Below are 26,474 nucleotides of genomic sequence, written 5' to 3' on the forward strand. Positions count from 1 at the left end.
TATTAACATTTATTAAAACTTAATTCTAGAAAAACCTAAGGATTCTCTGGTATACTACTGTAAATCAGTTGATTTATCGTAGTATATATAATAGAGGCTAAAACACCGCATTTCACAAATACTCAATAAAAGCAAGTATTTTCTTATCCAACTTTAGATTTTTATTACTTACAACTAGCTTACTTATATGGTTCAACTATGAAATAATAAACAATCGCGCTTGCATTATACGGTTTACACGTCGATTTTTAGTAATTAAAAAATATTAATTTGCTGAGAGATTTATACTGAGTTAGTACAAACCTGTTGGTGTTTAAAGCTAAGTTAATTAAAAACAATAACATGCTTGACAAGGTGCAGAACTTTCAACAAAAATATCACTGTTAAACCAACCGAATAACAACGCGGAAACATGAAGTATAACCAACTTGGCAAGAGTGACTTAAAAGTTTCTGAAATTTGCCTGGGTACTATGACTTATGGACAGCAAAATACTATTGAAGAAGCCCACGAGCAGCTAGATTATTCTATTACCCAAGGAGTCAATTTTATTGATGCAGCAGAGATGTACCCTGTCCCAACAAGTCCTGAAACTTATGGATTAACTGAAACTTATATTGGGGAATGGTTAAAGCGTCAACAAAGAGATCAACTTATTATAGCTACTAAAATTGCTGGCCCTGGTCGAGGCTTTAAATGGGTACGTGGAGGAGCCAAAGCAATCGATCGTGATAATATTAAACAAGCTGTAGATGATAGTTTAAAAAGATTACAGACAGACTATATTGATCTGTATCAAATCCACTGGCCAGATCGCTACGTGCCAAGGTTTGGGCAAACAGTGTTCGATCCGACTCAGGTGGGAGAAACGGTTCCCATTGCTGAACAGCTAGCAGTTTTTGACGATGTAATTAAAGCTGGTAAAATTCGCTATATCGGTTTGAGTAACGAAACCCCTTGGGGAGTTGCCCAATTTAGTAACACTGCTAAACAATTAGGCTTGCCCAAAGTTGTTTCGATTCAAAATGCTTACAACTTGTTAAATCGAGTATTTGAGGGAGCTTTAGCAGAAGCAGTTTATCACGAAGAAATTGGCTTACTAGCTTATAGTCCTTTAGCATTTGGCTTCTTGACTGGCAAATATCTAAACGGCAAACCAGAGAAAGCAAGAGTCAGTTTGTTTGAAAATTTTGGTCAGCGCTATCTCAAACCAAAAGTCAGTCAAGCAGTAGCAGCTTATGTAGAAATTGCCAAGCGCCATCAACTAAGTCCAGCGCATCTGGCCTTAGCATTTGTGCGGAGTCGTTGGTTTGTGCCTAGCACAATTATTGGTGCTACCACATTGGAACAACTTAAAGAGAATTTAGAAAGTGTGAATGTAGTTCTCGATAAAGACATTTTGGAAGAGTTGGATATAGTTCATGCTCAGTCGCCAAATCCAGCACCATAAGAGTGCTGAGTGCTGAGTAGTGAGTGCTGAGTGCTGGGTGCTGAGTAGTGAGTGCTGGGTGCTGGGTGCTGAGTAGTGAGTGTGAATTGTTCAGAAACAAGTAAAGGTCTTCGATACACTCTGTCCCAGTTCTTAGATGCAAAACTAGATATTTAGCAGGTAGGATATGACTTTTACAGCAACATTAGTTGACCAGAATACTATTCGTCGTCGGGGTACTGGTTTAAGAGCTTACAATCCTGAAAAAGTATTTAAAGGATACACTCTTTTCACACCTTTGACAGGTCAAGGTGAAGTCTACCTTCTGAACTTGGAAGGAGAAGTAGTACACCAGTGGAATCTACCTTATCCACCAGGGTTATACGGTTATCTATTGCCCAATGGCAACCTTTTTTATAATGGTAAGACTCCACCAGAAGAACCCCTACGTTTTGCTTTATGGGCTGCATTCAAAAGTGGCGTTGTTTTAGAAGCAGACCCCAAGGGAAATATTATCTGGGAATATAAGCATCCAGATCATCATCATGATGGACGCAGACTAGCTAATGGCAACACAATTCTACTCGCCATTGAAAAGATACCTCAGTCTTTGGTTCCCCGCATCAAAGGTGGCGTACCAGGTACAGAACCAAATGGTGATATCTATGCTGATGTGCTTTATGAGGTGACTCCAGCAGGTGAAATCGTTTGGACTTGGCACGCTCACGAACACCTCGATCCAGATATATTTACGATTACACCCCAGGATCATCGACATGAATGGACTCATGGGAATACTGTGGGTGAACTCGCTGATGGCAACATTATAGTGAGCTTTCGTAATATCTCCACAGTTGTCATTGTTGATCGCAAAACTGGAGAAATCATCTGGACGCTGGGCGATGACGTGCTAGCACAGCAGCACTTCCCGAACGAACTAGCTAACGGTAATATCTTGATTTTCGACAATGGCGCACATCGCCGTAACATTGCTCTCAATTTTTCTCGTGTGATTGAGGTGAACCGTCAAACCAAAGAAATAGTTTGGGAATACACCGACAATCCGCCCCAAAATTTCTTCAGTGCATATATATCAGGAGCGCAACGTTTGGCCAATGGCAATACCTTGATTACAGAAGGTGCTTACGGCCGGATATTCGAGGTGACAGTTGCAGGAGAGATTGTTTGGGAATACATCAATCCCTATTTTGCAACTCGGAATATCCCAGGTGAAAAATCGCCGGTAACTCGTGGAGAGCAAAATACAGTCTTCCGCGCCTTCCGTTATGCACCTGAAGAAGTGCCCTGGCTTTAGGAGAAGGCAGGGGGCAGGAGGCAGGGGGCAGGGGGGCAGAGGAGCAGGGGAGTGGAGTTCAAAGACTCATTCACGACTATTAAAGGCTCATCCCCTATTCCCCATGCCCAATGCCCATTTAAGATTTGGGATTTTGGATGAAAATTCAATTCTCAATGGCGATTAACAAGTCCTATTTACCAAGGAACTTAAACATGGCTGAAATTAAAGTATACAGTGCAGTTGTTTGTCCTTATGCTCACCGTACCCGCTTGGTACTCCAAGAGAAAGGCATTGACTTCGATTTGATTGAGATTGATTTGCAGAATAAGCCTGAAGGATTTAACAAAGTTTCCCCCTATGGTAAAGTGCCTGCAATAACTCATGACGATAACCGAGTTTGGGAGTCAGCGGTAATTAACGAATATCTTGATGAGGTATTTCCCAATCCACCATTGTTACCCAGCAACCCCATTGATAGGGCACAAGCTCGCATCTGGATCGATTTTGCTAACACCAGATTCGTTCCTGCTTTTTCTACCCTGCTGCGGAGTTCAGATTCCGAAAAACAAGAAGAAGCGAAACAGGAACTATATAAACATCTGGAATTCATTGAAAACGAAGGTTTAGCAAAGCTTTCTAAAGAAGGCCCTTACTGGTTTGGTGAATCCATCAGTTTGGTAGATTTTACCTATTTTCCTTGGTTTGAGCGCTGGGCTGCATTGAAGCAATATCGCGGTTTTGGAATACCAGAGCAATTTACCCGTGTACGTCAGTGGAAACATGCTTTGAAAGAGCGTGAATCTGTGAAAGCGATCGCTCACTCTAAAGAATTCTACATCGAGCGATATGCTAAATTCGCTGCGCCTACTCTCGCTGCTGTTTAAACATAATTAATAATTATGTCTCAAGTGGGAATTTAAACCCCACTTGAGACATAAAATTAAACTTTTTAAAATTACGAACTTGTACTGAGCGTAGCCGAAGTATTACGAATTACAACTTTACCGAAATGAGCCGCACTTTTGAGGTGATGATAAGCCTCTCGTGCTTCATTGAAGGGGAAAACTCGATCGATAATTGGTTTGATTTGATGCTGTTGCAGCGCCTGATTCATCGCCTCAAACATTTCCCGACTGCCAACATAAATCCCCTGAACTGTTAAACTCTTAAAAAGTATTGGCATGGGGTCAATTTGATTTCCTCTACCTGACAATACGCCAATCAAACTAATACGTCCCCCAATGCGGACTGCTTGTAACGATTTTGGCAGAGTACCTGCACCGCCTACCTCAACCACATGATCTACACCTGTGCGATTGGTTAATTGATAAACTTGCTTTTCCCAATCTGGTGTTGTTTTGTAGTTGATTGTCTCATCAGCACCAAGCTGTTTTGCTCGTGCTAACTTTTCATCACTGCTAGAAGTAATAATCGCTCTAGCACCATGTATCTTGGCAAACTGGAGAGCAAAAATTGAAACTCCTCCAGTACCGAGTAATAAAACACTATCGCCTGCACTAATATTGCCTTTTGTTACAAGTCCGTGCCAAGCTGTGACTGCTGCACAAGGTAAAGTTGCACCTTCAATATAGGATAAGTGGTCAGGTAATATCACTAAACCATCTTGGTGTAATACGACATACTCAGCTAGCATTCCATCAATACCGCCTCCGAGATCGGATTTCATTTTCTCTTTGGTTAAAGAGCCATAAATCCAGTCTTGGAAGAAAATACCAGCGACGCGATCGCCTATTTTCACCCGTGTCACACCTTCCCCCACCGCCACCACTTCTCCCGCACCGTCAGACATGGGAATTAACGGATATTTCTGTCCAGCACCGTAAGCTCCTTCAATAACCAGCAGATCGCGATAATTTAAAGATGTTGCTTTAACTTGAATCAGAACTTGTCCAGGTGCGGGTTTTGCTTGGGGGCGATCGACTAATGCCAAAGCATCAATCCCGGCATTGCTTTGAATTTCGTAAGCTTTCATAGATGTCTTTGTTCTAGCTACAACTTTGGTATTGTAGCTAGGGCAAAAAAGAATTTAGAGACATAGCAAGTGCTACGTCTCTACAAGGGTTCTGCATAACACATATTTAATTTCACTAGTAAAGTTGCCCTCATTCCCTAACCCCTTCTTCCAATACGGGCTACAGTGTACATACATCTTGATAATGAAGCCCCAATCCTGGATTTACCCCCCTTAATCCCCCCTTGTAAAGCAGGGCTGTTTCATTCCCCAAAGAGCTTTAAAAATCAAGGGTTATAGCAATTAAAAATTAGTTATTTTGTTACTAGCGTGCCGATGAAACCAACTATTTTACTGATATTTCAGTGCTTAAATATTCATCTCTTCGTCACGCTTACTTACAATTTTCTTGCTAACCATCTTGACAAATCCTGTTTGAAATGGAATGAATCAGCCCTGCCTTGTAAAGGGGGGAAATATCCGGTTCTCCCCCTTGGCAAGCAGGGCTGTTTCATTCCCTAAAAGTCCTTAATTTACAAGCGTATCAGTCAAAAAAATCAGGTTGTTAACAATCCAATTCAGACAAAAACCAGGCGATCGCACTTAAATTTATCGGTTGAAGCCGTAATTTTTCGATTACCAACTTACTCAAATTTTTGGCTGATACTGTTGACAAAATCGCGATCTGAACGAATGAAACAGCCCTGCCTTGGCAAGGGGGGAAATATCCGGTTCTTCCCCTTGGCAAGGGGGGAAATATCCAGTTCTCCCCCTTGGCAAGGGGGAGTTAGAGGGGGTCAGAAGGACTTGTGTGTACACCTTAGCCCAATACGGGAGAAGGGGAACTGGACGCTACAGAGAATCTATGAACTGCTGTACTTTTTCTAAAAGTGGCTGATATTCAATTTGCTCTGCTAACTCTTGGGCATTTTGGTAGCACGATCGCGCCATTTTTTTGCGTTTCGTGCTGGCGTAAACGCTTCCCATATTTAGCAAGGTTGAAATTTCTCCGAGATTATCGCCCAGTTCTTGGTAAATCCCAATGGCTTGCTTGTAGAACTTCATTGCTTGGCGATGCTCTGCCAGGGTGCTGTAGGTAAAACCAATGTTGTGAAGGGTTGTTGCTTCACCTGCGCGATCGCTGATTGCTCGACGTGTTAAAAGAACTTGATAGTAGAGCAACAGCGCTTGTTTCGGTTGTCCTAAATCATGATAGATAGAAGCAATATTGTTCAAGGTGGTTGCTTCTCCAAGCAAATTCTTGACAGCTCGTTGAATTGGTAGTGCTGCTTGAAAAAATTCTAGCGCTTGCTCAAACTTGCCTAAAACATTGTAGGCAAATCCAATGCCATTGAGCGTTGTTGCCTCACCAGAAAAGTCACCTAACAATCGCCGCATCCTCAAAATTTGGTGTTGTAGCAATAGTGCCCGTTTTGGTTCTCCTAAACGCGTATAAATTAGCGCGACATCATTAAGAGTAGAAACTTCACTTTGAGTATCTTGCGATCGCCTAAAGATTGGCAGTGCTTTGTCAAAATATTCCAACGCTTGCGAAAAGCGTCCAAGACGGCTGTAGGTAGAACCCAGATTGCTAAGTGCAGTTGCCTCTGCTGGCGCGTTGCCAATTTCAACAGCAACCGAAAGCGCCTGATAAAAGCGCTCTAATGCTTTTTGAGGTTGCCAGCAACTGAGGTGAGCTAAACCGAGGTCGTTTAATGTATAACCTTCTCTGGCTCGGTCTGGAATTGCTCTAGCCAAATATAAATTTTTGGTTGCAAGATCGAGAGACTCTTGGAATTTCCCTCGTTGGTAATAACGGTTTGCTTCGTCACGACGTAGTTCCCATTCTCTGACTTGATTTAAAGGTTGCGTCATCTGACCTCAGTTGCTTTCTGCGATAAGTAGGTAGAACATCTCTTGGGAATGAACCCCTCTTAGGTTTCCCAAATTTTAACCTTAATCTTCTATCTTTAGATATAAGACTTAAACAGATAAGTATGCTATTTTTTCATACTTACAGGAATATTTATGAAGCAATTAATACAAATGCTGTAGGGGCGCATAGGATTCATTGGTGTCAACTTAACGTCAAAGCCAGCCTAGAACCAGCTTTTACATATTGTCTCGTTGTCTGTTTCCCAGTCTCAGACTGGGAATGCCGTCCTAGAGGCAGAGCCTCCCTTGAAGCGCATTTCCAGCCCAGAGGCTGGAAACTAGATTTGAAAAGGCTTTCAGCGTTTAGAGATCAGTGCCTTATAGCGGTTCTCGACAAGCGTGAAGTACAATTTTGACCTCTCTCCAAACCTCTCTCCTAAAAGGAGAGAGGCTTTGAATTGTTCCCCCCTTCCCGCTTCGGGAAGGCAGGGTGGTTTTATACAAGCAAAGAATAAATTAAAACTGGGTTTCAAAGCCTCTCCCCCCGTGGGGGAGAGGTTTGGAGAGAGGGAAAAAGGTTGGACACAAAACGAGAAATCAAGACTTATGTATTTTTCTTTTTTCGTATGAAACCACCCTGCTTCGGGAAGGGGGTTAGGGGGTTAGGTCTATTTGCATACCTATACCTCACCGGATTGAAAATGATTATACTTGCAACTGCACAGTTTCTATCTCAAGCATAATTACCCTACGTAAAGAAAACCGTCCAAACATTGAGGAATATAAGGTCTTAGTAGTAGTCTTGCAGTTTCTATCTCAGGCATGGTATCAGAGTAGGAAAATAAACACTACTTTAAACAAGCGTGTTTTTTTCCAAACATTAATATAATGCTCTTACTATGAGCATCTACCAATCTCTCAAAAAATCTTATACACCAGAGCGTCGGCGTGAAAATGACTGGCGGTTATTTTTGCGTTTGGTGCCTTATGCCCGTCGTAACGGACGGCTACTGGCGCTGTCGATGTGCCTACTCGTACCGATCGCACTAGCTAATGCCGTACAACCTTTCTTGATTGGCCAAGTAATCTCTCTGATTCGTAATGAACCAAGCACTTACGAACTTTTCCGGAATCGTCCCTTCTCGCAAGGGCTAAATATCCTAGAGGGATTATTGGTAATTGCGATCGCAATCCAATTGATGTTGACAGGTTTTCAAGGTTATATAGTCCAAAAGCTAGGGCAACAAATCACCGCAGCAATTCGCCAAGACTTATTTCAGCATGTAACATCTCTAGCAGTGCGCTTTTTTGACCGCACACCCGTAGGTAAATTAATTACCAGAATCACCAGCGATGTGGAAGTGTTAGGCGATGTCTTTTCGACTGGGGCAGTTGGCATTATATCCGATTTGTTTTTAATGCTGGTGACTTTGGGTTTAATGTTTTCCATCCAGTGGCAACTTTCTTGCTTACTGGTATTGATGCTGTTACCAACTAGCTGGGTAATTGTTTACATTCAAAAACAGTACCGCAAAGCCAATTACAAAGGGCGAGAAGAACTCTCTATTCTGAATTCACAGCTACAAGAAAATGTACTTGGTATTAACGTCGTGCAGTTGTTTCGTAGAGAAAAATTTAATGCCGAATTGTTTCGTGCGACAAACAGCAACTACACTCAGCAAATGGATAAAACCATCTTTTATGATTCATTTGTTTCAGCAACCTTAGAATGGATTGGACTGATTGCGATCGCAGGTGTTTTGTGCGTAGGTGGTTGGTTGCTGTTGGAAAAAAGCTTGACTTTCGGGACTTTATCGACATTTGTATTGTATGCCCAGCGATTATTTGACCCTTTAAGGGCTTTTGCCGAAAAATTTACAGTAATTCAAGCTGGTTTCACTGCCATAGAACGGGTAGGCGATATATTAGATGAACCGATAGAAATTCGCGATCGCGCCAATGTCCGCTTCTCAATATTTGATGCGAAATTTGGCTACATAGATGAGATCGTGGCTAATCTAGAATCTCCAGACCTCACTTCTCCTCCAGAACTGGGAGAGATTCGCTTCGATCATGTCTGGTTTGCTTACAAAAATGATGATTACGTAATTAAAGACTTAGATTTTACCATTCATCCTGGTGAAAAAGTGGCGTTAGTCGGCCCTACAGGTGCGGGTAAAACTTCGATCATCCGGCTTTTGTGCCGCCTTTACGAACCCACCCAAGGACGCATTCTCATAGATGGCGTAGACATACGGGAAGTACCACAAGCAGAACTGCGGCGCTACATGGCAGTAATTTTACAAGAAGGCTTTTTGTTTGCTGGCGATGTTAAAAGCAACATTTCTTTAGGAGATGGCTATACCATTGAACAGATTCAACAAGCAGCAGAAGAAACCAATATTGCCCAGTTTATAGAAGAATTACCCCAAGGGTATGATACTCAACTTCGAGAACGGGGCACAAATATTTCTAGTGGTCAAAAGCAACTTTTAGCCTTTGCGCGGGCTGCCATTCGCAATCCGCAAATTTTGGTACTAGATGAGGCTACCGCTAGTTTGGATGTTGGTACAGAAGCTTCAGTTCAAGAGGCATTAAACCAGCTTTTGCTCAGACGTACCGCCATTATTATCGCTCACCGCTTGTCTACAATTCGTAATGTAGACCGGATTTTTGTTCTCAAGCGCGGCGAATTAATCGAACAGGGAAGTCACGAGCAACTACTGCAACAAGGAGGGCTTTATGCCACTTTGCATAACTTGCAGATGTTGGGAAGTTAGTATATTTTATAATCCAAGGTGGAAAAGAGCGATCGCTACCTTCGCCGCAAACATTGCCTAAAATGATGCTGTTATTGAAAGTGCGATCGCATAAAATAATAGCAATTTGAAAAAAGAATGCGACAAATAGAGCATTTGTAGAGACGCGATTCATCGCGTCTTTACCCAAGCATGTATTGCAATCATTAATCGAATTGGTATAAATTTCTCAAGAATCCATTTCGGTTAAGGAGAAAGAGGAAAGAAAAAACCTTTAAACCTTCCCCTTTTCCCTTTTCCCAAAACCCGATTCCGAATTAAAAATGTCTGACCGGGAAGTATTAATACCCATCTGGCCTACCACTTTTGGGGCATCAACCTGCAAACTCATCTGCTCACAACGCACAGTTAACCAAGGCTGACCTAAACCTATTCCAGAAAAAGGACTTTCAGCGGGGATTTTTAATTTAGAACCAATCAAACCCAATACAGACTCAACTTCAGCAGGGAATATCAGCAAATCAGTATCCTTGGCGCTGAAAGCAGAGGCACTTAACCACTGTTTCCATGCCAAGCTTTGCCGATCATATCTAAGACTACACAACTTCCGATTTTCCTGATGTACAGTAACATACTTCCCCTGTTCCCAGGTAAACTTAGCTAGTTCCTTTGGTAGTGCCCAAATTTCTCGACCACCAGCCACCGAATCAGCATTATCTACATAAATGTGCGAAACCCAACCACCGATTTTTCTTTGGTAATTCACCAAAGCTGGAACAACAATTAACTCACTATACTCCAGTACTGAGCCTGACCCATAATGAGATAAATACACGCTAGCGAGAGTTTTACCAGGCCATATAGAAAGAATTTCTAACTCTAAAGGAATCAAAGGACGCACTTGGTCAATATTTACCAAATGCAGAGTTTGGATAGCATAGCCTTGAAGTATCCAAGGCGCTTGTGGATATGGCATAAGGGAGTTAGGAATTGAGAGTGAGGAGTTAGGAATAAAGTAAGAATTAAGAGCAAGAGTTACTAATATTAGTTCTACTCTAACTCTAGACTTCAAACTCCTAACTCCTAACTTCTAACCTCTAACTCCTAAAAAAAAATCCCCACTCAGGCATTTGTCTGAGTGGGTAATATGAGGTCGAACTAAACAATCTTCCCAAAAGAAGTAAAGGAATTATTTGCTCTCTGTAAAATCAGCGTCAATTACATCGTCGCCATTACTAGAACTAGAGGAACTACTATCTTGAGGTTCACCGCCAGATGTAGCACCCGCACCCGCACTAGCACTAGCACCAGCTTGTTGATAGATGTTGCTACCAACAGCGAATAACGCTTGTTGCAATTCTGGGGTGAGCTTCTTGATTTGCTCATCGTCTTCTTTAGCAACAGCTTCCCGCAGTTCTTTCACCAAACCTTCGACTTTAGTCTTGTCAGCATCGGGAACTTTATCGCCCAATTCTTGTAACTGCTTCTCAGCTTGGTATGCCAAAGAGTCAGCTTGGTTCTTGCGTTCAATCTTTTCACGCCGCTCTTTGTCAGATGAAGCGTTCTGTTCAGCTTCTCTCACCATCCGGTCAACGTCATTTTTATCCAGAGTGGAAGCGCCAGTTATGCTGATGGACTGTTCTTTACCAGTACCTTTGTCCTTAGCAGTGACGTTAAGGATACCGTTAGCATCAATGTCGAAGACCACTTCAATTTGAGGTACGCCACGTGGTGCAGGAGGAATACCATCGAGGCGGAAGGTTCCCAAGCTCTTATTATCGTTGGAGAATTCGCGTTCACCTTGGAGAACGTGAATTTCTACGTTGGTTTGTCCATCCACAGCGGTGGAGAAGACTTCCGATTTCTTGGTGGGAATTGTGGTGTTGCGGGGGATAATTTTGGTCATCACGCCGCCCAATGTTTCCACACCCAAAGATAGAGGTGTCACGTCTAACAGCAAGATGCCAGTTACATCACCAGCCAGTACTCCGGCTTGAATGGCTGCACCAACTGCTACGACTTCATCAGGGTTAACGCTTTGGTTGGGGTCTTTACCCAATACCTGCTTCACAACTTGGTGAACTGCGGGAATCCGGGTAGAACCACCAACTAACACCACTTCATCAATATCGCCTTTGGTTAACTTGGCATCGCGGAGGGCGTTTTCTACAGGAATACGACAACGGTCGATTAAGTCAGAGCAAAGTTCTTCAAACTGAGCGCGAGTCAGGGTTGTATCCAGGTGCTTAGGCCCATCCTGGGTAGCGGTGATAAATGGTAGGTTAATTTCTGCTTGAGTGACGCTAGAAAGCTCAATTTTGGCTTTTTCTGCGGCTTCCGTCAGACGTTGTAAAGCTTGTTTGTCTTTTCGCAGGTCAATACCTTCGGCTTTCTTGAACTTCTCAGCTAAGAAGTCAACTATTTTTTTGTCAAAGTCGTCACCACCAAGGTGAGTATCACCAGATGTAGCTAGTACTTCAAAAACTCCGTCTCCTACTTCCAGCACGGATACGTCGAAAGTACCACCACCAAGGTCAAATACTAGGATGGTTTCGTTACTCTTCTTGTCAAACCCATAAGCCAGAGAAGCAGCGGTAGGCTCGTTGATAATCCGCAGAACTTCAATCCCGGCAATTTTACCAGCGTCTTTTGTCGCTTGCCGTTGCGAGTCGTTGAAGTAAGCGGGAACAGTGATTACAGCTTGGGTTACGGTTTCACCCAGGTATTTACTCGCATCTTCAACTAGTTTGCGAAGAACTTTTGCAGAAATTTCTTCAGGAGCGAACGGTTTACCAGCGATTGGACAATCTAATTTGACATTGCCGTTGCTGCTGAGAACTTTGTAAGAAACTTCCGTAGCTTCGTTACCCACTTCATCGTAGCGGCGACCGATAAAGCGCTTGACTGAGTAAAACGTATTTTCGGGGTTCATCACCGCTTGGCGTTTGGCGATTTGGCCAACCAAGTTGTCGCCATTTTTCGCAAATGCGACTACTGATGGCGTTGTCCGAAAACCTTCAGCATTAGCAATTACTGTGGGTTTACCACCTTCCATCACTGCCACGCAGGAGTTCGTTGTTCCTAAGTCAATTCCAACTACTTTTGCCATTTTAGGTGCTGGCTCCGTATAACTACAAATGAATGAATGAGAATATAAAGCACTAAATTTTGAACCAACAGGGTCAATAAATCAGCCAGTTCAGCATGAATACCTTTGATTTGGCTTTCCTGGGGTTAAAACTCCAGACTATGCTGATATATATACTGAAGCTTAGTGGTAGCCAGTCCATGAAGGGTGGTTTCCCGAACCTTGCTTGGGACGGTTAAACTAACTAAATTGTGTTTTTAGTTGGTTCATGGATTAATTTGTCTTCACTCTGTCTAATGTAGAAGAATTAATACTTTCAGTAATTAGGGTGAACCGTAACGTCCGAGTGGTGTTTGCCGTCTTTTGAGGCAATAAACTACAGAAGCAGTAAGTATTCGGGATTGAACACCTGTACTGCCCTTCGACTACGCTCAGGAACCGCGAACGCGAACAGCGTCTCGTAGAAAAGCCGTTGGCGCAGCCTCTCGTAGAGAAGTATAGAGTATGGGAGAGAATAATAACTCAGCACTCAGCACTCAACACTCAGCACTCAGCACTCACAACTCAGCACTCACAACTCAGCACTCAGCACTCACAACTCAGCACTCAGTACTTACTCAATCCCAGAAAAAAGAGTTTCCCAGTTAATCACAGGTGGCCTTTGTCCTTGGTTGACTATTTCAAAAATTTTCTTAGAACTACTTGGTTGAAAAAGGCATTCTACACAAGCGTTTGCGACATCAATCCGGCTGGCATCACCCGAAAGTGTATCCCCAGTACCTATAACGACACCGTATTTACCCCCAGTTTTTGCCTTAAGGAGGGTGTTGAGGTCGTATGAGGTATAGGGCCCGTCAATGAGGCGTCCTGGGCGGATAATGGTGTAAGGTAATCCGGAATTAATAATGGACTCTTCGCCTTTTTGTTTGGCATCCAACACGCCAAAACCATTAAGAATACTAAAAGGAAACTGATTTTTACGGAGAATTCCACAAGAAGAGACGAAAACGAATCGCTTCAAATTCTGGGGTGCTGCTGCTACTAGGTTTCTGGTACCTTGAGCATCGATTTTTGCTGGACTATTCTTTGCTTTTGCTTCACTAGATTTGGGATTAAGGAAAATAATTCCCCATTCAATCAAGTTCGGGGTTTCGTCAAACTCCCATCGTGCAGAGGGAAAGGCAGTAGTTCCAGTACAATTTATGATGTGGGTAACACCTGGCATTGCAGCTGGCAGTGTAGCTGGCTGGCGGATATCACCAACGGCAATTTCCACTTTTTGGTTAAACATCTCTTCAGCTTTTGCGGCATTGCGTGTCAGAATGCGAACTTTTAAACCCTTTTCGAGTAACTTGCCTACTACTAATTGCCCGACTCCACCTGTAGCACCAGCAACTAGTACCAAATCTTTAGCTGAATCAAAAGAAGTCATAAAGTGCCCTTGAGATAGTCTATTGCTAATCTACCTAAAAAATACGATGTCTACGAGAGGCTGTGCCAATCATTATTAGACTTGCCTTAAAAATAGAGGCTGAAACAACGCAAAATCATTGCCAGATTATTTTCATTGTTCCTTGTAAGCGCAGCTTATGGAGTCTCTTGCAAAAATCCTTGAATCACCCCTCCCCAACCTACCCGTATGTATTGGGGAGGGGGCAAGATTTCAAGTTTACCGCCAATATATCGGGGGGATAAAGGGGGTTTATTCGACTTATGCAAGAGGTTTATTAGAATACAAATTAATTGTAGATAGCGCAGAACAGCCTATAGAAAGACCTACGAATTAACTAGGTATTTTTATTATGTTTTAATAGTTAAAAAGAGCTATTTAAAAAATATATTTAATTGTATTTGGGATAAAAATTTTGAGAAAAATGTGACTCTTCGCCTTGAAACCCTGATTCTATCCTCAAACTATTGTCAGCGATCGCCAGCCCCAAATAATGGTTAAAACCTATTCCTAGCATACATTTGCTAATTTGCGGATATGTCTACTGTTGTTGGTGTTGATACTATTACTGACTTCAATAGTTCTGAAGGTGACAAGATTGTACTGGATAAGACTACCTTTAGTGCGTTCCCGCTTCTCCTGTCAAAGACGCTACGCGTCGTTTCGCCGCAGGGGTACGCTATCGGTAATCCACATCATCAAAAAGGAACCAGATTAAAGATTTGGCTAATGGCTGTTGACTCTGTAGCTTTCAGGCACACATCTGGGAATTTTAGGAAAAGCGCAAATTCCCTAGAACTGAATTAGCGCAGTAGCCAGTACTTGAGGTTTCGAGCAAGGGATGAAAATTAGTCAGAAATTAATTTCGGGAATTCTAGGAATAGCGACTCTCTCAGTAATTACTGGTGCGATTAATGCCCATCAACAATTGAAAATAGCTAAGTATATTGCTCAACAAAAGGCTGAAGAAGTTGCTGGACTAGTGGCATATTTCGTAAGTCATGAACTTGATGAATACTACGAAATCGGATCGCGAGATAAGATGTTAGCGGAATTGCAAGACCATGTTATCTCGTTACACAAGAAACGTCAGCGCACTCTGGAGATTGTAGACCGCAATAAAATCATTCTGGCAGATGTAGTTCCAGAAGACATTGGTACGCGATTAGATCGCGATCGCAATAATGAAGTTGGGAAAACTATTCAAGATGGTATACCAAGAACATATATTGAGTTCAGTCCTGAGTACCCAAATGGGATTCGATTGATTGCTGTTCCTTTTAAGACAGCCAAGGGTGAAACAGTTGGTGCAGTAATTTTAGAATATACACCGCTTTATGAAGTTGCCCTAGCAACAGCCAAAAAAAATATTGTTGCTACGTCAGTTATCAGTTTGGTATGTGGCATCCTGGCACTATTACTAGGCTATTTGATCTCTAGAAGCATTTCAAAACCGATTAAACAACTCCAGCAAGCAGTGGTAAATCTGACTGAAGGTAAGCTGGATACCAGAGTTAATATTTGCTCCCAGGATGAGATTGGCGAGTTAGCTACCTCGTTCAACAAAATGGCGGACGATCTGCAACATTCCAGAGATGAATTGGTCAATGCCAACGAACAATTACGAGACGAGATTGTTGAGCGTCAGCAGACAGAAGCAGAACTTCAGCAAGCTCTGAAAGACCTGCAAAAAACCCAAATCCAATTAATTCAATCTGAAAAAATGTCGAGTCTGGGTCAACTAGTAGCAGGAGTTGCCCATGAAATCAACAATCCAGTTAATTTTATCTACGGCAATCTGCAACACACTGATGATTACACTCAACAACTGCTGCTGTTAATTAAGCTTTATCAAAATCATTATCCCAACCCAGAGCCAGAAATTAAAAATGCTCACGAAGAAGCAGATATTGAGTACCTAACAGAAGATTTGCCTAAGATGTTAACCTCAATGAAGATGGGGGCTAAACGCATTCGGGAAATTGTTCTCAGTCTCCGAATTTTCTCTCGTTTGGATGAAGCTGAGTTCAAAACGGCTGATCTCCATGAAGGAATCGACAGTACTCTATTAATTTTGCAACACCGTCTGAAACTACAAAATAATCGCCCTGAAATTAAAGTGATTAAAGAATATGGTGAAATACCTCAAATCCAGTGTTTTGCAGGGCAAATGAATCAGGTATTTATGAACATCTTAGCAAATGCGATCAATGCTTTAGAAGATTGTTTCCAAAAAGAACTTTGTCCAAATCCCTTGATTCGCATTTCTTCTCTTCAGGTAAATGAAAATGTAATTATTCGGATTGTTGATAATGGGGTAGGAATTCCAGAAGAAATCCAGTCGCGTTTATTTGACCCTTTTTTCACCACGAAACCAGTTGGGAAGGGAACTGGTATGGGTCTATCAATAAGTTACCAGATAATTACTGACAAGCATGGTGGATCTTTGCAATGTATTTCATCACCGGGACAAGGTGCAGAGTTTGTAATTACAATCCCAATTCGAGTAGCGAAACCAGCACATTCATCAGTTGGCGATCGCAATACCTATCGGTAAAAGTCAGTGCCAATGTTTTTCAACCCTTAAGTGCGTAGGTGTAGCCCATCGTAGACATCGCAGTTAGAGGGTAATTGCCCCTGAATTGTTCGGTTCTACCACTGTCATCAGTATACAAATAGCTATAACCTCTTAGATAGTAGTGAAATGTCTAACCTAGACGCTGTTAGTCGCTCTTGAATTAAGGGGTGAAAGCCTGTGTACCAATGGATATTGCCAAGCCTGAGCGAAATCTTGGCCCAAAATCAATCAAGTGTGGCAGAATGTTCACCTGCTAAAGCAGAGCAGCAGTGGCGTATCAGCCTCGCAGCGACAGAACATTTGCTATTAAATACTTTAGCAGACCCTTCAGTTGACACAACCCAAGGATTAGTTTTATCCGCACCAGCACCTTTGTTTAGTCAACCAAAATTAACTCAAAGTTTACAAACAGTAACTTTTACAGCAAAACCATTTAACCCTTTGGCGCTGATGCCATTTCAGATGCCAGGTGCAATTGCGTCTGTCAATGAAGATGTTGCTCCCAATGAATCGGTACTTCCTTTACTACCTGCCGATCCGCTCGGAGCAGAACAGTTTTGCTTGGTTTTTACAGATAAATTCAGATTAGTACTAATTTTAGCAACTCACAAAGACGGTAAAAAAACCTTTTCATTTTCTTTTGAGCCAGAGATAGTGCAGCAGGCTTGGCGATCGCTAGGGGCACGGGTAATGCTGGCTAATCCAGAATTTTTCGCGCGCTTGGACGCATTAGTAGAACAGTATTCTCCGGTAGCACCAGACTACCGTATGATGATTCACTTTAGTCAGTTATTGCTTCAGGAATTAACAGAACCAGAAGAGAATAGAGACTCTTTATTAGGGACTGGGGACGAAGCAGAAAAGCAGAAAAGCAGAGGAGCAGAGGAGCAGGGGAGAAGACTTTTCTCCAATGCCCAGTCCCCAATGCCCAATACAACTCTTGGAGAGACTGCGCCAACGACTTACCTCGGCTCTGCTACCTCGACTTCGCTCGGCACAAGTCGGCACGAGTCGCTCAGTACAAGTGCCCAATCCCCAAATCCTGATGTAGAATTGCTCCAAGCCTTCGCTCACGAAGTCCGTACACCTTTAACAACTATTCGCACCATGACTCGTCTGCTGTTAAAGCGGCGAGACTTAGATGCTAGCGCGATCAATCGCTTAAAAATTATCGATCACGAGTGTACCGAGCAAATTGACCGCATGGAATTGCTGTTTAAGGCCGCAGAACTGGAAACTACTGCCTCAACAAAATCGTCAAAAACTCAACTCACGCCGATGTCTTTAGATCAAGTGTTGCAGCAGAGCATTCCCCGTTGGGAACAAGCAGCGCATCGGCGGAACTTAACTTTAAATGTTATTTTACCCCAGCAATTACCAACAGTAGTGAGCAATCCCACCATGTTGGATCAGGTTCTCACTGGTTTGATGGAAAATTTTACTCGCAGCTTACCGGCTGGCAGCCATATTCAAGTACAAGTTATCCCCGCAGGAGATCAACTGAAGTTACAATTATCGCCGCAATTCCGATGCAAAGATTCAAATAAAGCCGCCATACCTGCAACACCACCAATTCGCAAGGCTCTAGGCCAACTGCTGATGTTCCAACCAGAAACAGGTACGATTAGTTTGAATATCGCTGCAACCAAGCACTTGTTTCAGGCGATCGGTGGCAAACTAATTGTGCGCCAGCGTCCACACTATGGGGAAGTGATGACGATTTTCCTGCCTTTAGAAGTTAGCAATAAACAGAAACCGATAGTCACGAATTAGAGATATAGCCATCCTAAATGAGGTTGTAAAAATTTTTGTTATGGTCGTCGTTGGTCATTTGTCCTTTGTCATTTGTGACTACAACGGACAAATGACTAATGACTAATGAGATGAAACAAAGTACTTTTCCACGCATCTAACAAATATTTCCACACCCATTGCCAAGGCGGTTTCGTCAAAATCAAACCGGGGATGATGATGAGGATATGCTAAGTCTTTCGCGGGATTAGCAGAACCGAGAAAGAAATAACAACCAGGAACTTCTTCTAAGAAAAAGGACATATCTTCAGCAGCCATAGTTTGGCATTCTGGCACAATACCCACAGGAGTTTCTACCACTTCTTCTGCTACAGATCGCACTAGTTCTGCTATTTTAATATCATTAATTACTGGTGGATAAAGTGACCAATATTCTAAGTCATAATTTGCACCATGACTCTGACAAATTCCAGCAATAATCTGCTCGACACGCTGCTTAAAAAAGCCTTTCAAACTAGGATTAAAATACCTGACGGTAGCACTCATTCTCGCTGTATCAGCAATCACATTACGTTTGGTTCCAGCATGAAGTTCGCCTACTGTGACTACTGCTGAATCAATGGGATTAACATTCCGAGCAACAATGGTTTGCAAGGCATTGACGATTTGGGCAGCAACAACAACGGAGTCAACAGTTTGATGTGGTAGCGCGCCGTGTCCACCTTTACCCAAAATTGTGCAGTTAAAGCATTCCACAGCTGCCATCAATGCACCAGCGCGCACACCCACTGTTCCTAAAGGCAAATTATTCCACAAGTGCAAACCAATAATGGCTTCAACATCTGGGTTTTTCAAAACTCCAGCTTCAATCATCGGCTTTGCACCTCCTGGTGATTCTTCCGCTGGCTGAAAAATAATTTTTACGATCCCAGAGAAGTCTTGGCGATGCTGTTGGAGATAATAAGCTGTACCTAAAGCGATCGCTGTATGACCATCATGTCCACAAGCGTGCATCACTCCATCATGCTGCGATTTATACGGCACTTCGTTGAGTTCTTGGATTGGCAAAGCATCCATATCCGCACGAATCGCTAAAACTTTGTCAGTGCTGAGTGCTGAGTGCTGAGTGCTGAGTTTATCACCTTTGATGGTGGCCACAATGCCAGTGTGGGCAATGCCAGTTTGATGCTCAATTCCCCATTCTTGCAGCTTTTTTGATACAAACTCAGCAGTCAGTTTTTCTTGAAAACCCAACTCTGGTTGTTGATGCAATCGTCGCCGCCACTCTACTAATTGCGGTTGCAATGAGCGGATCGAAAGTCGGATGCGAGATAGATCAACAGAAGAGGGATTGGGAAAGGTGGAAACCATTATGAAGCCAAACTAGTTTAAGTACAGCTAATACCAATTTGAAAACGAATGCAACACATAACATATAGATAATATCCCTCCCCAATCCGTTCTAAGGCATCGGGAAAGGTGCGCGTCAGCGGATCATGTCGCAAAAATTTTTTGAATTGGTATAACTGAGATTATTTTCCTAGTTTAACGTGACTTGGATGAGTCTTCAGTAACGAGGTACTCAGCACTGAGTGCAGTCAAAGAGCCTCTAATTATATAGTTGTTAATTTTCTCTCTAGGTCAAATAAAAAGCCGTGGATATACTCCTCAGTCCATTCGGCACCATAGAAGCGTTTAAACATTCCTCGCGCTGGGTCTTTTTCAGCCCGATATCGCAGGTATCGTAGTTGGGCTTGCTCAATGGCTACTAAATTTTGTGAATCTGTTACAGGTTCTGCCTGTTCTACGAAATCGAGATAAGCTTTCAAATAGTCTTTGAAAGCGGCAAAGACCTGAGTCTCTACTACAGACGTTTCTTGAGGACGAGTCCACAAAAAAGCGGGAGAGAAAAAAGGCTGTGCTTCTTCGGGAAAATCTCCTCCCCAAGACAAATGTTGTTGATGGGCGTGGAAAATGGGCAAAATTGGTTCAGTATATTTTGCCTGGTATGCTGAATCATCCCGAAATAGGGGCTGCATATCCAAAGCAATTAGATGTCCTCCTGGCAATGTCACTAAATCTGCCCCAAAAAATGGTAAATCGTAGTTGAGACGCGGGAAAATCACAAAATTCAGCACTTGCAGCGAATTGCCACCTTGCACGTGAGCTGCCCGAATTTGCCGTAATTTTGAAGTTTGAAAGGCATAACTCGTGGTGACAACCTCTTCTTGATTCTTTCCCTTGCCCACAACAGCACTCTTGGACTCAAACCCAGTGGGGATAGGATAGGGCTGTAAATCCAAACGCGATCGCATATAGGCGATCGCATAATCGAGAAATGGTTGATAAAGCGTCACTTCGGTCATCTTTTGCCGGCACCGACTGCTAGGGGAACAGCATCTTCAAATAAGAATTCATGGAGAAAGCGTTCTGCCCATTCATGACCAAAGTAACTGCTAAACAAACCAGATGCTGGATCGCGGTCTGCACTATATTGGTCATAGTCTTTTTGGGCTTTGACAATCCGTTGGATATCTTCAGGGTCTTGGAGCGGTTTGACATCTGCTAACATTTGCCAATACAAGTTTAAATAATCCTGAAAAGCTTCAAAAACTCGCGTTGCCACTGTTTCAGGGTCGGTTTTGGCAAACAATAGGTATTTAGAAAAATACTGGTTGGCATCGTAAAACTTCATTTCTAAGTTTTGCGCCAAATCCGGGTATTGATCATGCAGAGATTTCAGCGGAAATATATATTTTTTTTGATAATCTTCATCCTGAAACAAAGGCTGGAAATCAAGCACAATCAGGTTTTTGACTTTCCCAAAGGATAAAAAATCAATCCCTAACAGAGGTAAATCGTAGTGATGACTGGGATAAATCACGCTGTTAAAAATTTGAGCGCTTTCCCCAGCATCAATGTAGGTATAGCGAATTTTCCGCAACTCTTGAGATTGGTAACACCAACTGCGAATAGTTGCTGGGTTTCTGCCGCGATCGCTAACTTTGAATTCCAAACCAGGGGGAATGACCCTACTTTGTAAATCAAACCGCTGAAATAGCTCTTTTTCTAAAAATTCCAGGAAAGGTTTATACATGGAGCATGATTTGTTAACCCTTGCATGAAAATAAGTTATGGCAATCATGCACGTCTCATTTATGAGAAACAAAGCAACATTCCTTAATGGGGAATTGGGTATGAGAAAGAGGCAAAGGGGCAGAGGGGAAAAACTTACTACAACTGCTCCCCTGCTCCCCTGCTCCCCTGCTCCCCTGCTCCGCACTAACGCCTAGCATGATTGAGACTGATCATTTGCTGCAAGACTTCTTGGGAAACACAGCGACGCTCGGAACAATAAGTCATCAAGTTGATTCCGTTCATCATTCGCACTGTACTGACTCTGACACGAAAATCATCCGTAACAAACCAACAACGTTCCTGACCTTGATTGTTGTCATAGTCAGTATCAATCGTCAGCACTCCATCATCAGCAAACCGATATCGGCTCACAACTGGAATACTCTCAACATAGCCTTGGCTGCGAATCAGTTTTCCAGAACGCCTCGTTTCGTCGGGAACATCAACCAAAATCGCAGCATTATCGGTATTTGGTAGCCTGGTATCTAGGTTAGCTTGCCATGCAAAGCTAGCACCGCTTGTTGCTTTACTAGGATCTATCCCTTGGGCTTTACAAACTTCTTGGACTTTTGGATCGTCCTTTTCCATGACTTTTATAATCAAATTTGACTCCCCCGACTCATCGGCCGCCGAGTCAAAATGATGAACGGCACGTTCTGTAAACCATGTACCTTCACTTTTACGGAAGAAGTCGATCATTGTCAAAGGTGGTATTATATGCATCTGTTTTGAAACCTCGTTTTATCAAATTTTGGCGTTATTAATACTGAGTGATGAGATGAAGTCCCGATTTAGCTAAAGTGTAGAATAACTCCAAAAGTGATATTTTAATCAGCTGATGACAAATAGTGAAATTCAACTTATTACTAGCGATGCCTACGGCAACGGCTTTGCCGAACGCCCTAGTCCAACTCCAGAAATTTTAACAGCCCTGAAAGCCGGAATCCCTGTAGATTCGATAGATTTGTACCAATTCAATCTAAAGGAAGTCGATTTCCGACAAGCTAACTTGAGTAAAGCCAAGCTATTAGGAGCCGACCTGAGCAAGGTGGTATTAAGTAACCTCGATTTGAGTGGAGCAGATTTGCGAGGCGCTAATCTGCGAGGAGCCGATTTGAGTGGGGCTAATTTGCACGGAGCCTATTTAAACCGTGCTGACCTCCAACAAGCAAATCTCAGTGGTGCAAATTTGGAGGGAGCCAAACTCCAAGTAGCGCGTTATGATTCACAAACGAAATGGCCCGAGGCATATAACTACAAAGCTTCGGGAGCGGTAGGGCCGGGCGCTAATCTTAATGGTGCTTTTCTGAATACAGCTTCTTTACGAAATGCAGATTTACAAGGTACTAATCTGCGTGGAGCCTATCTGAGTGGCGCTGACTTAACAGGAGCCAATTTGCAAGGTGCTTCTTTGAGTGGTGCCGATCTAACAAAAGCTTATTTGACAGGGGCTTGCTTACGGAATGCTCGATTGACAGGAGCCGATTTGCGGGATACAGACCTGCGAGCAACCGATCTCAGTGATGCAGAGATGGAGCATCTTCAAAGTATTGCTGGGGCAGATTTTACTCTTGCTCAAGGACTCACAGAAGCAACTAAAGCCATGCTTTCCAGTCGTCCACATTCAGAACTCGATGTTTGGAATGCCTATACCCGCACAACAACTCGTGAAAGTTTAAGTGCTTGACCAATACAGTGCTGAGTAACGAGTGCTGAGTTGTGAGTAGGAATTAAAAAGTAATTTATAGGCACTCATCACTTTTAACTCTGCACTCTTCATAATGATTGCCAGTTCTTTTTCAGGAGTGCTAAAAATGTCGCGTATCCTTCAGAAAAACCGGGTGGATCGGGTAGAACATATTGGGGAAATTCTTTATATGATCGCCAAGGTTCCGAAGCATTATGCCGCAAATGTAAGGCAGATTCTGAGGAACCTGGTAATCGCCAAGTCATTTGACCCGTTTGTATATCAGTCACAAATGCCTCCTCATCTCGAAAAAGTTGATCTTTTATTCCAGATTTTGGCAGATTAACCGGATATTTTGGTCAAATTTAAGGTAAAATAAAATATTTACTATTTATCTGATAAGTTTTCTCACAATATTGCATTATTGCATTGCAGACAAACCCACACTGCTATTGTGGCAACAGGTCTTCTAAAGCAGCGCCGACAACTCGGTGATCTTCATCCTGTCTGAGTTGATTCAGGGCTGCTTTGGCTTCCGGTTCATCAAATCGTTTCAGAGCATAGCTAACTCGCACGCGCATCCGCCAAGATTCATCATTCACCAACGTTAGTATTTGGGATAATGCCGCAGCATGTTGACTAGAATGAGCCAGTAAGCCAAGTGCATCAACAGAAGATTCCTGAACAGTGAAATCTTCATCTTTTAAACCCTGAACGCATATATCAAATAGTTCTTCAGGGCAATCCATTTCAGCGATCGCAGCTAAAATGCTCCGCCTAACTAGCCAGTGGTCATCTTGATAATATGCCAAAACTAGATGAGAAACTGCGACTCTTCCAAATAGCGATAACGAATTTGCCGCCTCCGCCCGCACGTTGGGAGTATCATCAAATTTCATAATTTGCATCAAAGCTGCAAAAGATTCCGCTGATTGTTGATTACCCAAACCCCTAGCCACAAAAGAACGCACTAGAAATTCTGAGTCACGAAGTTTACTTGTTAAGAGAGGAACTGCAACTTCTGATTCATAATCATTGAGGGCAGCGATCGCCTTCAAACGATGGTGAAAATCTGGGTTCTTCAATTCAGCTTGGATTTTATGGATTTCCATAAGTGCATTTGGTACAGCTATTCTTTAACTTTATTTTACAGATGTCACCAAATGGCGATCGCATTCTAAGAAGATTGAATCATAGGCATAGGGCACAAGAGGCAGAGGGGCAGAGGGGAAAGACTTACTGCAACTTCTCCCCTGCTCCCTTGCTCCTCTGCTCCCCTGCTCCCCACCCCAATGCCCCATTCCCCATGCCCTATCCCCTAAATCAATGACTCAATTAAGCGAAACCGTTAAAGAATTAATCGCTAAAGCTAGAATTGTCAGCTTTACTGAGTGGGAACAGTCCCATCCAAAAGCAGCGATCGCTATATTTCAAGCTGCGGATGATGCTTTTCGCTACTTAAGCGATGAAGATTTATTGCAGATTAAAACCTTGTCACCCGATAATTCTGAGTTGATTCCTGTTGCTCAATTGTTACGCGATCGCGCCGTCGAAATCGTTGATGAATCTAGAGAACAAGTTTTGGCAACTTATCCCGAAATTATCCAGCCTGGAGGCGGTCTTTATCCACCTGAACGTGCCCAAGCTTGCTGGCGAGATTTTTGGCATTTTCTTCGCTGCATTACTTATGGCATAGCAGGTAGCCACACTGAATATACAAGTCCCACAGGGCTGCATTATATGAATTTGCTCTATCAGGAATTACAAGTTCCATTGGATGCAATGATTTTAGGCTTAAAAAGCATCAAGACTGCGAGTTTGAAACGCTGCCAAGCCGAGCGCCAGCAAATTCTTGCTCCCTATTTTGACCATTTAATCAGTCAATTGGCTACTTTCCAAATTCGATAAATTAACTGGGCATGAATAATTAAAGGTTGCTATTCAGGGTTGAAACTCTTGCTAAAAGACAATCTTAATTAATTTTACATTGCGTAATATAGTTGAATTTATTCATGCCCACTTATTGAGATAAACTTGGGTGAATCAGCATTATTAATACTTTGGCTCAAGGGAATGGCACAACACCATCACTTGCACCCCAATTGCAAATCAAATACTAAAAAAAGCTAAATTTTTTCTAAAGTATTATCTAACTTAACAAATTTTAATAAATATGGTTTCGGCATCGTATCACAATGTGTAAAGGCAAACGATGCAAAAACTTAAAATCATCACGACTAATAAGGATTTAAAGTCTCTATGTCCCCTACTTTGTCACTATGATGTAAAGTTTTTTAACATCTGCTGAATATCCTTCTCATAAAATTTAGTTGTTAACTGGGAGATAGTTTGAATGACTTTTGGACCAGCATCACGATTAGGGGTCGCTCTGTTTGAAGACACCGATCCCATTGATCTGTGGCCAAGTCGCTCTAATGAGGAAGTTGAAACCGTAATTAGAGCTGTCTATAAGCAAGTTCTAGGAAATGCTTATGTAATGGACAGTGAGAAACTTTCCGTTGCTGAATCCCAACTCAAACGGGGTGAAATTAGTGTTCGCGGGTTTGTGCGTCAAGTCGGGAAGTCGGAACTTTACCGTTCGCGGTTTTTTGATAGCACCCCTCGCTATCGGGCGATTGAATTAAATTTCAGACATTTCCTTGGCCGTGCGCCATTGGATCTAGAAGAAACGCGTATACACAGCACTATTCTGGATACAAAAGGCTTTGAAGGTGAGATTGATTCTTATCTAGACAGCGACGAATACCAAGAGACTTTTGGGGAAAACATTGTGCCTTATATTCGAGGCTACAAAACCGAAGCTATCCAGGGTTTGGTTCAGTTTACCCACTTGTTCCAACTGGTACGTGGTTCCTCTAGCAGCAGCTTGAAAGGTGACTTAGCTGGCAAACAACCAAAATTAAACAGTCTGCTAATTCAAAACACGCCTACCCCTGTGGTTTCACCAGCCAGCAAGGGTGCTGCATTTCGCAACCCAACATCTACTCCTCGCACTCGTCAAGGTGTGGGATCTGGTGATGATGGTAAGGTATACCGGATTGAAGTCACTGGTTACAAGGCAAATGTGGTAAATAGCATTTCCAAGTTTCGCCGCAGTAACCAAGTCTTTTTCGTACCATACAATAAGCTTTCACAAGAGTATCAGCGGATTCACAAGCAGGGCGGTGCGATCGCCAGTATTACCCCTGTCAACTAAAGAATAGAAATTGGGGATTTAGTGATTAGCAATTGGGAAATAATTCCGCTGTACTCAGTCTCTAATCTTTCAATCCCTAGTGTTACTCGTTCTGGGATTTACGCAAAACTAAACGCGTTCAAGGGCAATACCTTGCGGAAAGTCGCTTCTGAGCGAGACACTCCGCGTAGCTAGCTTCCACCTAGAAGTATGCGTCTACATAAAATTGCCCTTACCTGAAAAGAATGATTTT

Annotated in this window: 22 protein-coding genes; 10 read left to right on the plus strand and 12 right to left on the minus strand. The window is 42.7% G+C overall.

Going from position 1 to position 26,474, the window contains the following annotated elements:
* The first annotated feature begins 412 nt into the window (after window positions 1-412).
* A complete protein-coding gene (locus RMY27_RS21550) occupies window positions 413-1,450 on the plus strand; it encodes an NADP(H)-dependent aldo-keto reductase (protein WP_322666611.1) in 1,038 nt (345 codons plus the stop codon).
* Here RMY27_RS21550 and RMY27_RS21555 read toward each other — a convergent pair.
* Window positions 1,426-1,569 (minus strand): hypothetical protein, encoded by a 144-nt coding sequence (locus RMY27_RS21555; protein WP_322666613.1) that lies wholly within the window; start codon window positions 1,567-1,569, stop codon window positions 1,426-1,428. The genes RMY27_RS21550 and RMY27_RS21555 overlap by 25 nt on opposite strands.
* A 47-nt stretch (window positions 1,570-1,616) precedes the next feature.
* On the opposite strand from RMY27_RS21555, the gene RMY27_RS21560 reads away from it, so the two are divergent.
* Window positions 1,617-2,744, plus strand: a complete 1,128-nt coding sequence (locus tag RMY27_RS21560) for an aryl-sulfate sulfotransferase (protein WP_322666615.1) — start codon at window positions 1,617-1,619, stop codon at window positions 2,742-2,744.
* Window positions 2,745-2,938: 194 nt separating this feature from the next.
* Complete coding sequence (locus tag RMY27_RS21565; RefSeq protein WP_322666617.1) at window positions 2,939-3,610, plus strand: glutathione S-transferase family protein; 672 nt, start codon at window positions 2,939-2,941, stop codon at window positions 3,608-3,610.
* A gap of 71 nt (window positions 3,611-3,681) precedes the next feature.
* Here the strand turns inward: RMY27_RS21565 and RMY27_RS21570 are convergent, their stop codons facing one another.
* A complete protein-coding gene (locus RMY27_RS21570; protein WP_322666618.1) occupies window positions 3,682-4,719 on the minus strand; it encodes an NAD(P)-dependent alcohol dehydrogenase in 1,038 nt (345 codons plus the stop codon).
* An 831-nt stretch (window positions 4,720-5,550) separates the two neighbouring features.
* Window positions 5,551-6,573, minus strand: coding sequence for a tetratricopeptide repeat protein (locus RMY27_RS21575; protein WP_322666620.1), 1,023 nt, complete (start codon window positions 6,571-6,573; stop codon window positions 5,551-5,553).
* An 899-nt stretch (window positions 6,574-7,472) separates the two neighbouring features.
* Between RMY27_RS21575 and RMY27_RS21580 the strand changes: the two genes are divergently transcribed.
* Window positions 7,473-9,353, plus strand: a complete 1,881-nt coding sequence (locus RMY27_RS21580; RefSeq protein ID WP_322666622.1) for an ABC transporter ATP-binding protein — start codon at window positions 7,473-7,475, stop codon at window positions 9,351-9,353.
* 253 nt (window positions 9,354-9,606) lie between these two features.
* On the opposite strand, the gene RMY27_RS21585 is transcribed toward RMY27_RS21580, so the two are convergent.
* A complete protein-coding gene (locus tag RMY27_RS21585; protein WP_322666624.1) occupies window positions 9,607-10,308 on the minus strand; it encodes an acetoacetate decarboxylase family protein in 702 nt (233 codons plus the stop codon).
* Window positions 10,309-10,521: 213 nt separating this feature from the next.
* Window positions 10,522-12,441: a molecular chaperone DnaK gene (gene dnaK / locus RMY27_RS21590; RefSeq protein WP_322666626.1), complete on the minus strand. Its 1,920-nt coding sequence runs from the start codon at window positions 12,439-12,441 to the stop codon at window positions 10,522-10,524.
* A gap of 483 nt (window positions 12,442-12,924) precedes the next feature.
* Here dnaK and RMY27_RS21595 point away from each other — a divergent pair, with 483 nt between their 5' ends.
* Window positions 12,925-13,068, plus strand: a complete 144-nt coding sequence (locus RMY27_RS21595; RefSeq protein WP_322666628.1) for a hypothetical protein — start codon at window positions 12,925-12,927, stop codon at window positions 13,066-13,068.
* Here the strand turns inward: RMY27_RS21595 and RMY27_RS21600 are convergent.
* Window positions 13,034-13,852, minus strand: coding sequence for an SDR family oxidoreductase (locus tag RMY27_RS21600; RefSeq protein WP_322666630.1), 819 nt, complete (start codon window positions 13,850-13,852; stop codon window positions 13,034-13,036). The two genes, RMY27_RS21595 and RMY27_RS21600, sit on opposite strands and share 35 nt — an antisense overlap.
* Window positions 13,853-14,711: 859 nt before the next feature.
* Here RMY27_RS21600 and RMY27_RS21605 point away from each other — a divergent pair.
* Complete coding sequence (locus tag RMY27_RS21605) at window positions 14,712-16,427, plus strand: ATP-binding protein (protein ID WP_322666632.1); 1,716 nt, start codon at window positions 14,712-14,714, stop codon at window positions 16,425-16,427.
* A 198-nt stretch (window positions 16,428-16,625) separates the two neighbouring features.
* Window positions 16,626-18,221, plus strand: coding sequence for a HAMP domain-containing sensor histidine kinase (locus tag RMY27_RS21610; RefSeq protein WP_322666634.1), 1,596 nt, complete (start codon window positions 16,626-16,628; stop codon window positions 18,219-18,221).
* Between the two features lie 102 nt (window positions 18,222-18,323).
* Here RMY27_RS21610 and RMY27_RS21615 read toward each other — a convergent pair whose 3' ends face one another.
* The 4 genes from RMY27_RS21615 to RMY27_RS21630 all read right to left on the minus strand — a co-directional run bounded on the left by RMY27_RS21615 (window position 18,324) and on the right by RMY27_RS21630 (window position 22,061).
* Complete coding sequence (locus RMY27_RS21615) at window positions 18,324-19,571, minus strand: M20 family metallopeptidase (RefSeq protein WP_322666636.1); 1,248 nt, start codon at window positions 19,569-19,571, stop codon at window positions 18,324-18,326.
* A 242-nt stretch (window positions 19,572-19,813) separates the two neighbouring features.
* A complete protein-coding gene (locus RMY27_RS21620; RefSeq protein WP_322666679.1) occupies window positions 19,814-20,557 on the minus strand; it encodes a phycoerythrobilin:ferredoxin oxidoreductase in 744 nt (247 codons plus the stop codon).
* 5 nt (window positions 20,558-20,562) lie between these two features.
* Window positions 20,563-21,297, minus strand: coding sequence for a 15,16-dihydrobiliverdin:ferredoxin oxidoreductase (locus tag RMY27_RS21625; RefSeq protein WP_322666638.1), 735 nt, complete (start codon window positions 21,295-21,297; stop codon window positions 20,563-20,565).
* A 185-nt stretch (window positions 21,298-21,482) separates the two neighbouring features.
* Complete coding sequence (locus RMY27_RS21630) at window positions 21,483-22,061, minus strand: phycobiliprotein lyase (protein WP_322666640.1); 579 nt, start codon at window positions 22,059-22,061, stop codon at window positions 21,483-21,485.
* Window positions 22,062-22,176: 115 nt separating this feature from the next.
* On the opposite strand from RMY27_RS21630, the gene RMY27_RS21635 reads away from it, so the two are divergent.
* A complete protein-coding gene (locus RMY27_RS21635) occupies window positions 22,177-23,025 on the plus strand; it encodes a pentapeptide repeat-containing protein (RefSeq protein ID WP_322666642.1) in 849 nt (282 codons plus the stop codon).
* An 89-nt stretch (window positions 23,026-23,114) separates the two neighbouring features.
* Here RMY27_RS21635 and RMY27_RS21640 read toward each other — a convergent pair whose 3' ends face one another.
* Together RMY27_RS21640 and RMY27_RS21645 are read right to left on the minus strand one after the other, a co-directional pair.
* Complete coding sequence (locus RMY27_RS21640; protein ID WP_322666644.1) at window positions 23,115-23,315, minus strand: hypothetical protein; 201 nt, start codon at window positions 23,313-23,315, stop codon at window positions 23,115-23,117.
* 159 nt (window positions 23,316-23,474) lie between these two features.
* Window positions 23,475-24,137, minus strand: coding sequence for a HEAT repeat domain-containing protein (locus RMY27_RS21645; protein WP_322666646.1), 663 nt, complete (start codon window positions 24,135-24,137; stop codon window positions 23,475-23,477).
* Between the two features lie 214 nt (window positions 24,138-24,351).
* On the opposite strand from RMY27_RS21645, the gene RMY27_RS21650 reads away from it, so the two are divergent.
* Both RMY27_RS21650 and RMY27_RS21655 read left to right on the plus strand, forming a co-directional pair.
* Entirely contained in the window at window positions 24,352-24,933 is a 582-nt protein-coding gene (locus RMY27_RS21650) for a phycobilisome protein (RefSeq protein ID WP_322666648.1), read from the plus strand.
* A gap of 445 nt (window positions 24,934-25,378) precedes the next feature.
* The gene (locus RMY27_RS21655) at window positions 25,379-26,242 is read left to right on the plus strand and encodes a phycobilisome linker polypeptide (RefSeq protein WP_322666649.1); all 864 of its coding nucleotides are present in this window, start codon (window positions 25,379-25,381) and stop codon (window positions 26,240-26,242) included.
* The last annotated feature ends 232 nt before the right edge of the window (window positions 26,243-26,474 follow it).

It is taken from the genome of Nostoc sp. DedQUE09 (genome assembly GCF_034530915.1).
In the GTDB taxonomy this organism is placed as follows: Bacteria; Cyanobacteriota; Cyanobacteriia; order Cyanobacteriales; family Nostocaceae; genus Nostoc.

Bases quoted from the DNA above. Each gene is read 5' to 3' on its own strand.
- RMY27_RS21550 (WP_322666611.1), top strand. From the start codon at position 413: ATGAAGTATAACCAACTTGGCAAGAGTGACTTAAAAGTTTCTGAAATT.
- RMY27_RS21560 (WP_322666615.1), top strand. From the start codon at position 1,617: ATGACTTTTACAGCAACATTAGTTGACCAGAATACTATTCGTCGTCGG.
- RMY27_RS21565 (WP_322666617.1), top strand. From the start codon at position 2,939: ATGGCTGAAATTAAAGTATACAGTGCAGTTGTTTGTCCTTATGCTCAC.
- RMY27_RS21570 (WP_322666618.1), bottom strand. From the start codon at position 4,719: ATGAAAGCTTACGAAATTCAAAGCAATGCCGGGATTGATGCTTTGGCA.
- RMY27_RS21575 (WP_322666620.1), bottom strand. From the start codon at position 6,573: ATGACGCAACCTTTAAATCAAGTCAGAGAATGGGAACTACGTCGTGAC.
- RMY27_RS21580 (WP_322666622.1), top strand. From the start codon at position 7,473: ATGAGCATCTACCAATCTCTCAAAAAATCTTATACACCAGAGCGTCGG.
- RMY27_RS21585 (WP_322666624.1), bottom strand. From the start codon at position 10,308: ATGCCATATCCACAAGCGCCTTGGATACTTCAAGGCTATGCTATCCAA.
- dnaK (WP_322666626.1), bottom strand. From the start codon at position 12,441: ATGGCAAAAGTAGTTGGAATTGACTTAGGAACAACGAACTCCTGCGTG.
- RMY27_RS21595 (WP_322666628.1), top strand. From the start codon at position 12,925: ATGGGAGAGAATAATAACTCAGCACTCAGCACTCAACACTCAGCACTC.
- RMY27_RS21600 (WP_322666630.1), bottom strand. From the start codon at position 13,852: ATGACTTCTTTTGATTCAGCTAAAGATTTGGTACTAGTTGCTGGTGCT.
- RMY27_RS21605 (WP_322666632.1), top strand. From the start codon at position 14,712: ATGAAAATTAGTCAGAAATTAATTTCGGGAATTCTAGGAATAGCGACT.
- RMY27_RS21615 (WP_322666636.1), bottom strand. From the start codon at position 19,571: ATGGTTTCCACCTTTCCCAATCCCTCTTCTGTTGATCTATCTCGCATC.
- RMY27_RS21625 (WP_322666638.1), bottom strand. From the start codon at position 21,297: ATGTATAAACCTTTCCTGGAATTTTTAGAAAAAGAGCTATTTCAGCGG.
- RMY27_RS21630 (WP_322666640.1), bottom strand. From the start codon at position 22,061: ATGCATATAATACCACCTTTGACAATGATCGACTTCTTCCGTAAAAGT.
- RMY27_RS21635 (WP_322666642.1), top strand. From the start codon at position 22,177: ATGACAAATAGTGAAATTCAACTTATTACTAGCGATGCCTACGGCAAC.
- RMY27_RS21645 (WP_322666646.1), bottom strand. From the start codon at position 24,137: ATGGAAATCCATAAAATCCAAGCTGAATTGAAGAACCCAGATTTTCAC.
- RMY27_RS21650 (WP_322666648.1), top strand. From the start codon at position 24,352: ATGACTCAATTAAGCGAAACCGTTAAAGAATTAATCGCTAAAGCTAGA.
- RMY27_RS21655 (WP_322666649.1), top strand. From the start codon at position 25,379: ATGACTTTTGGACCAGCATCACGATTAGGGGTCGCTCTGTTTGAAGAC.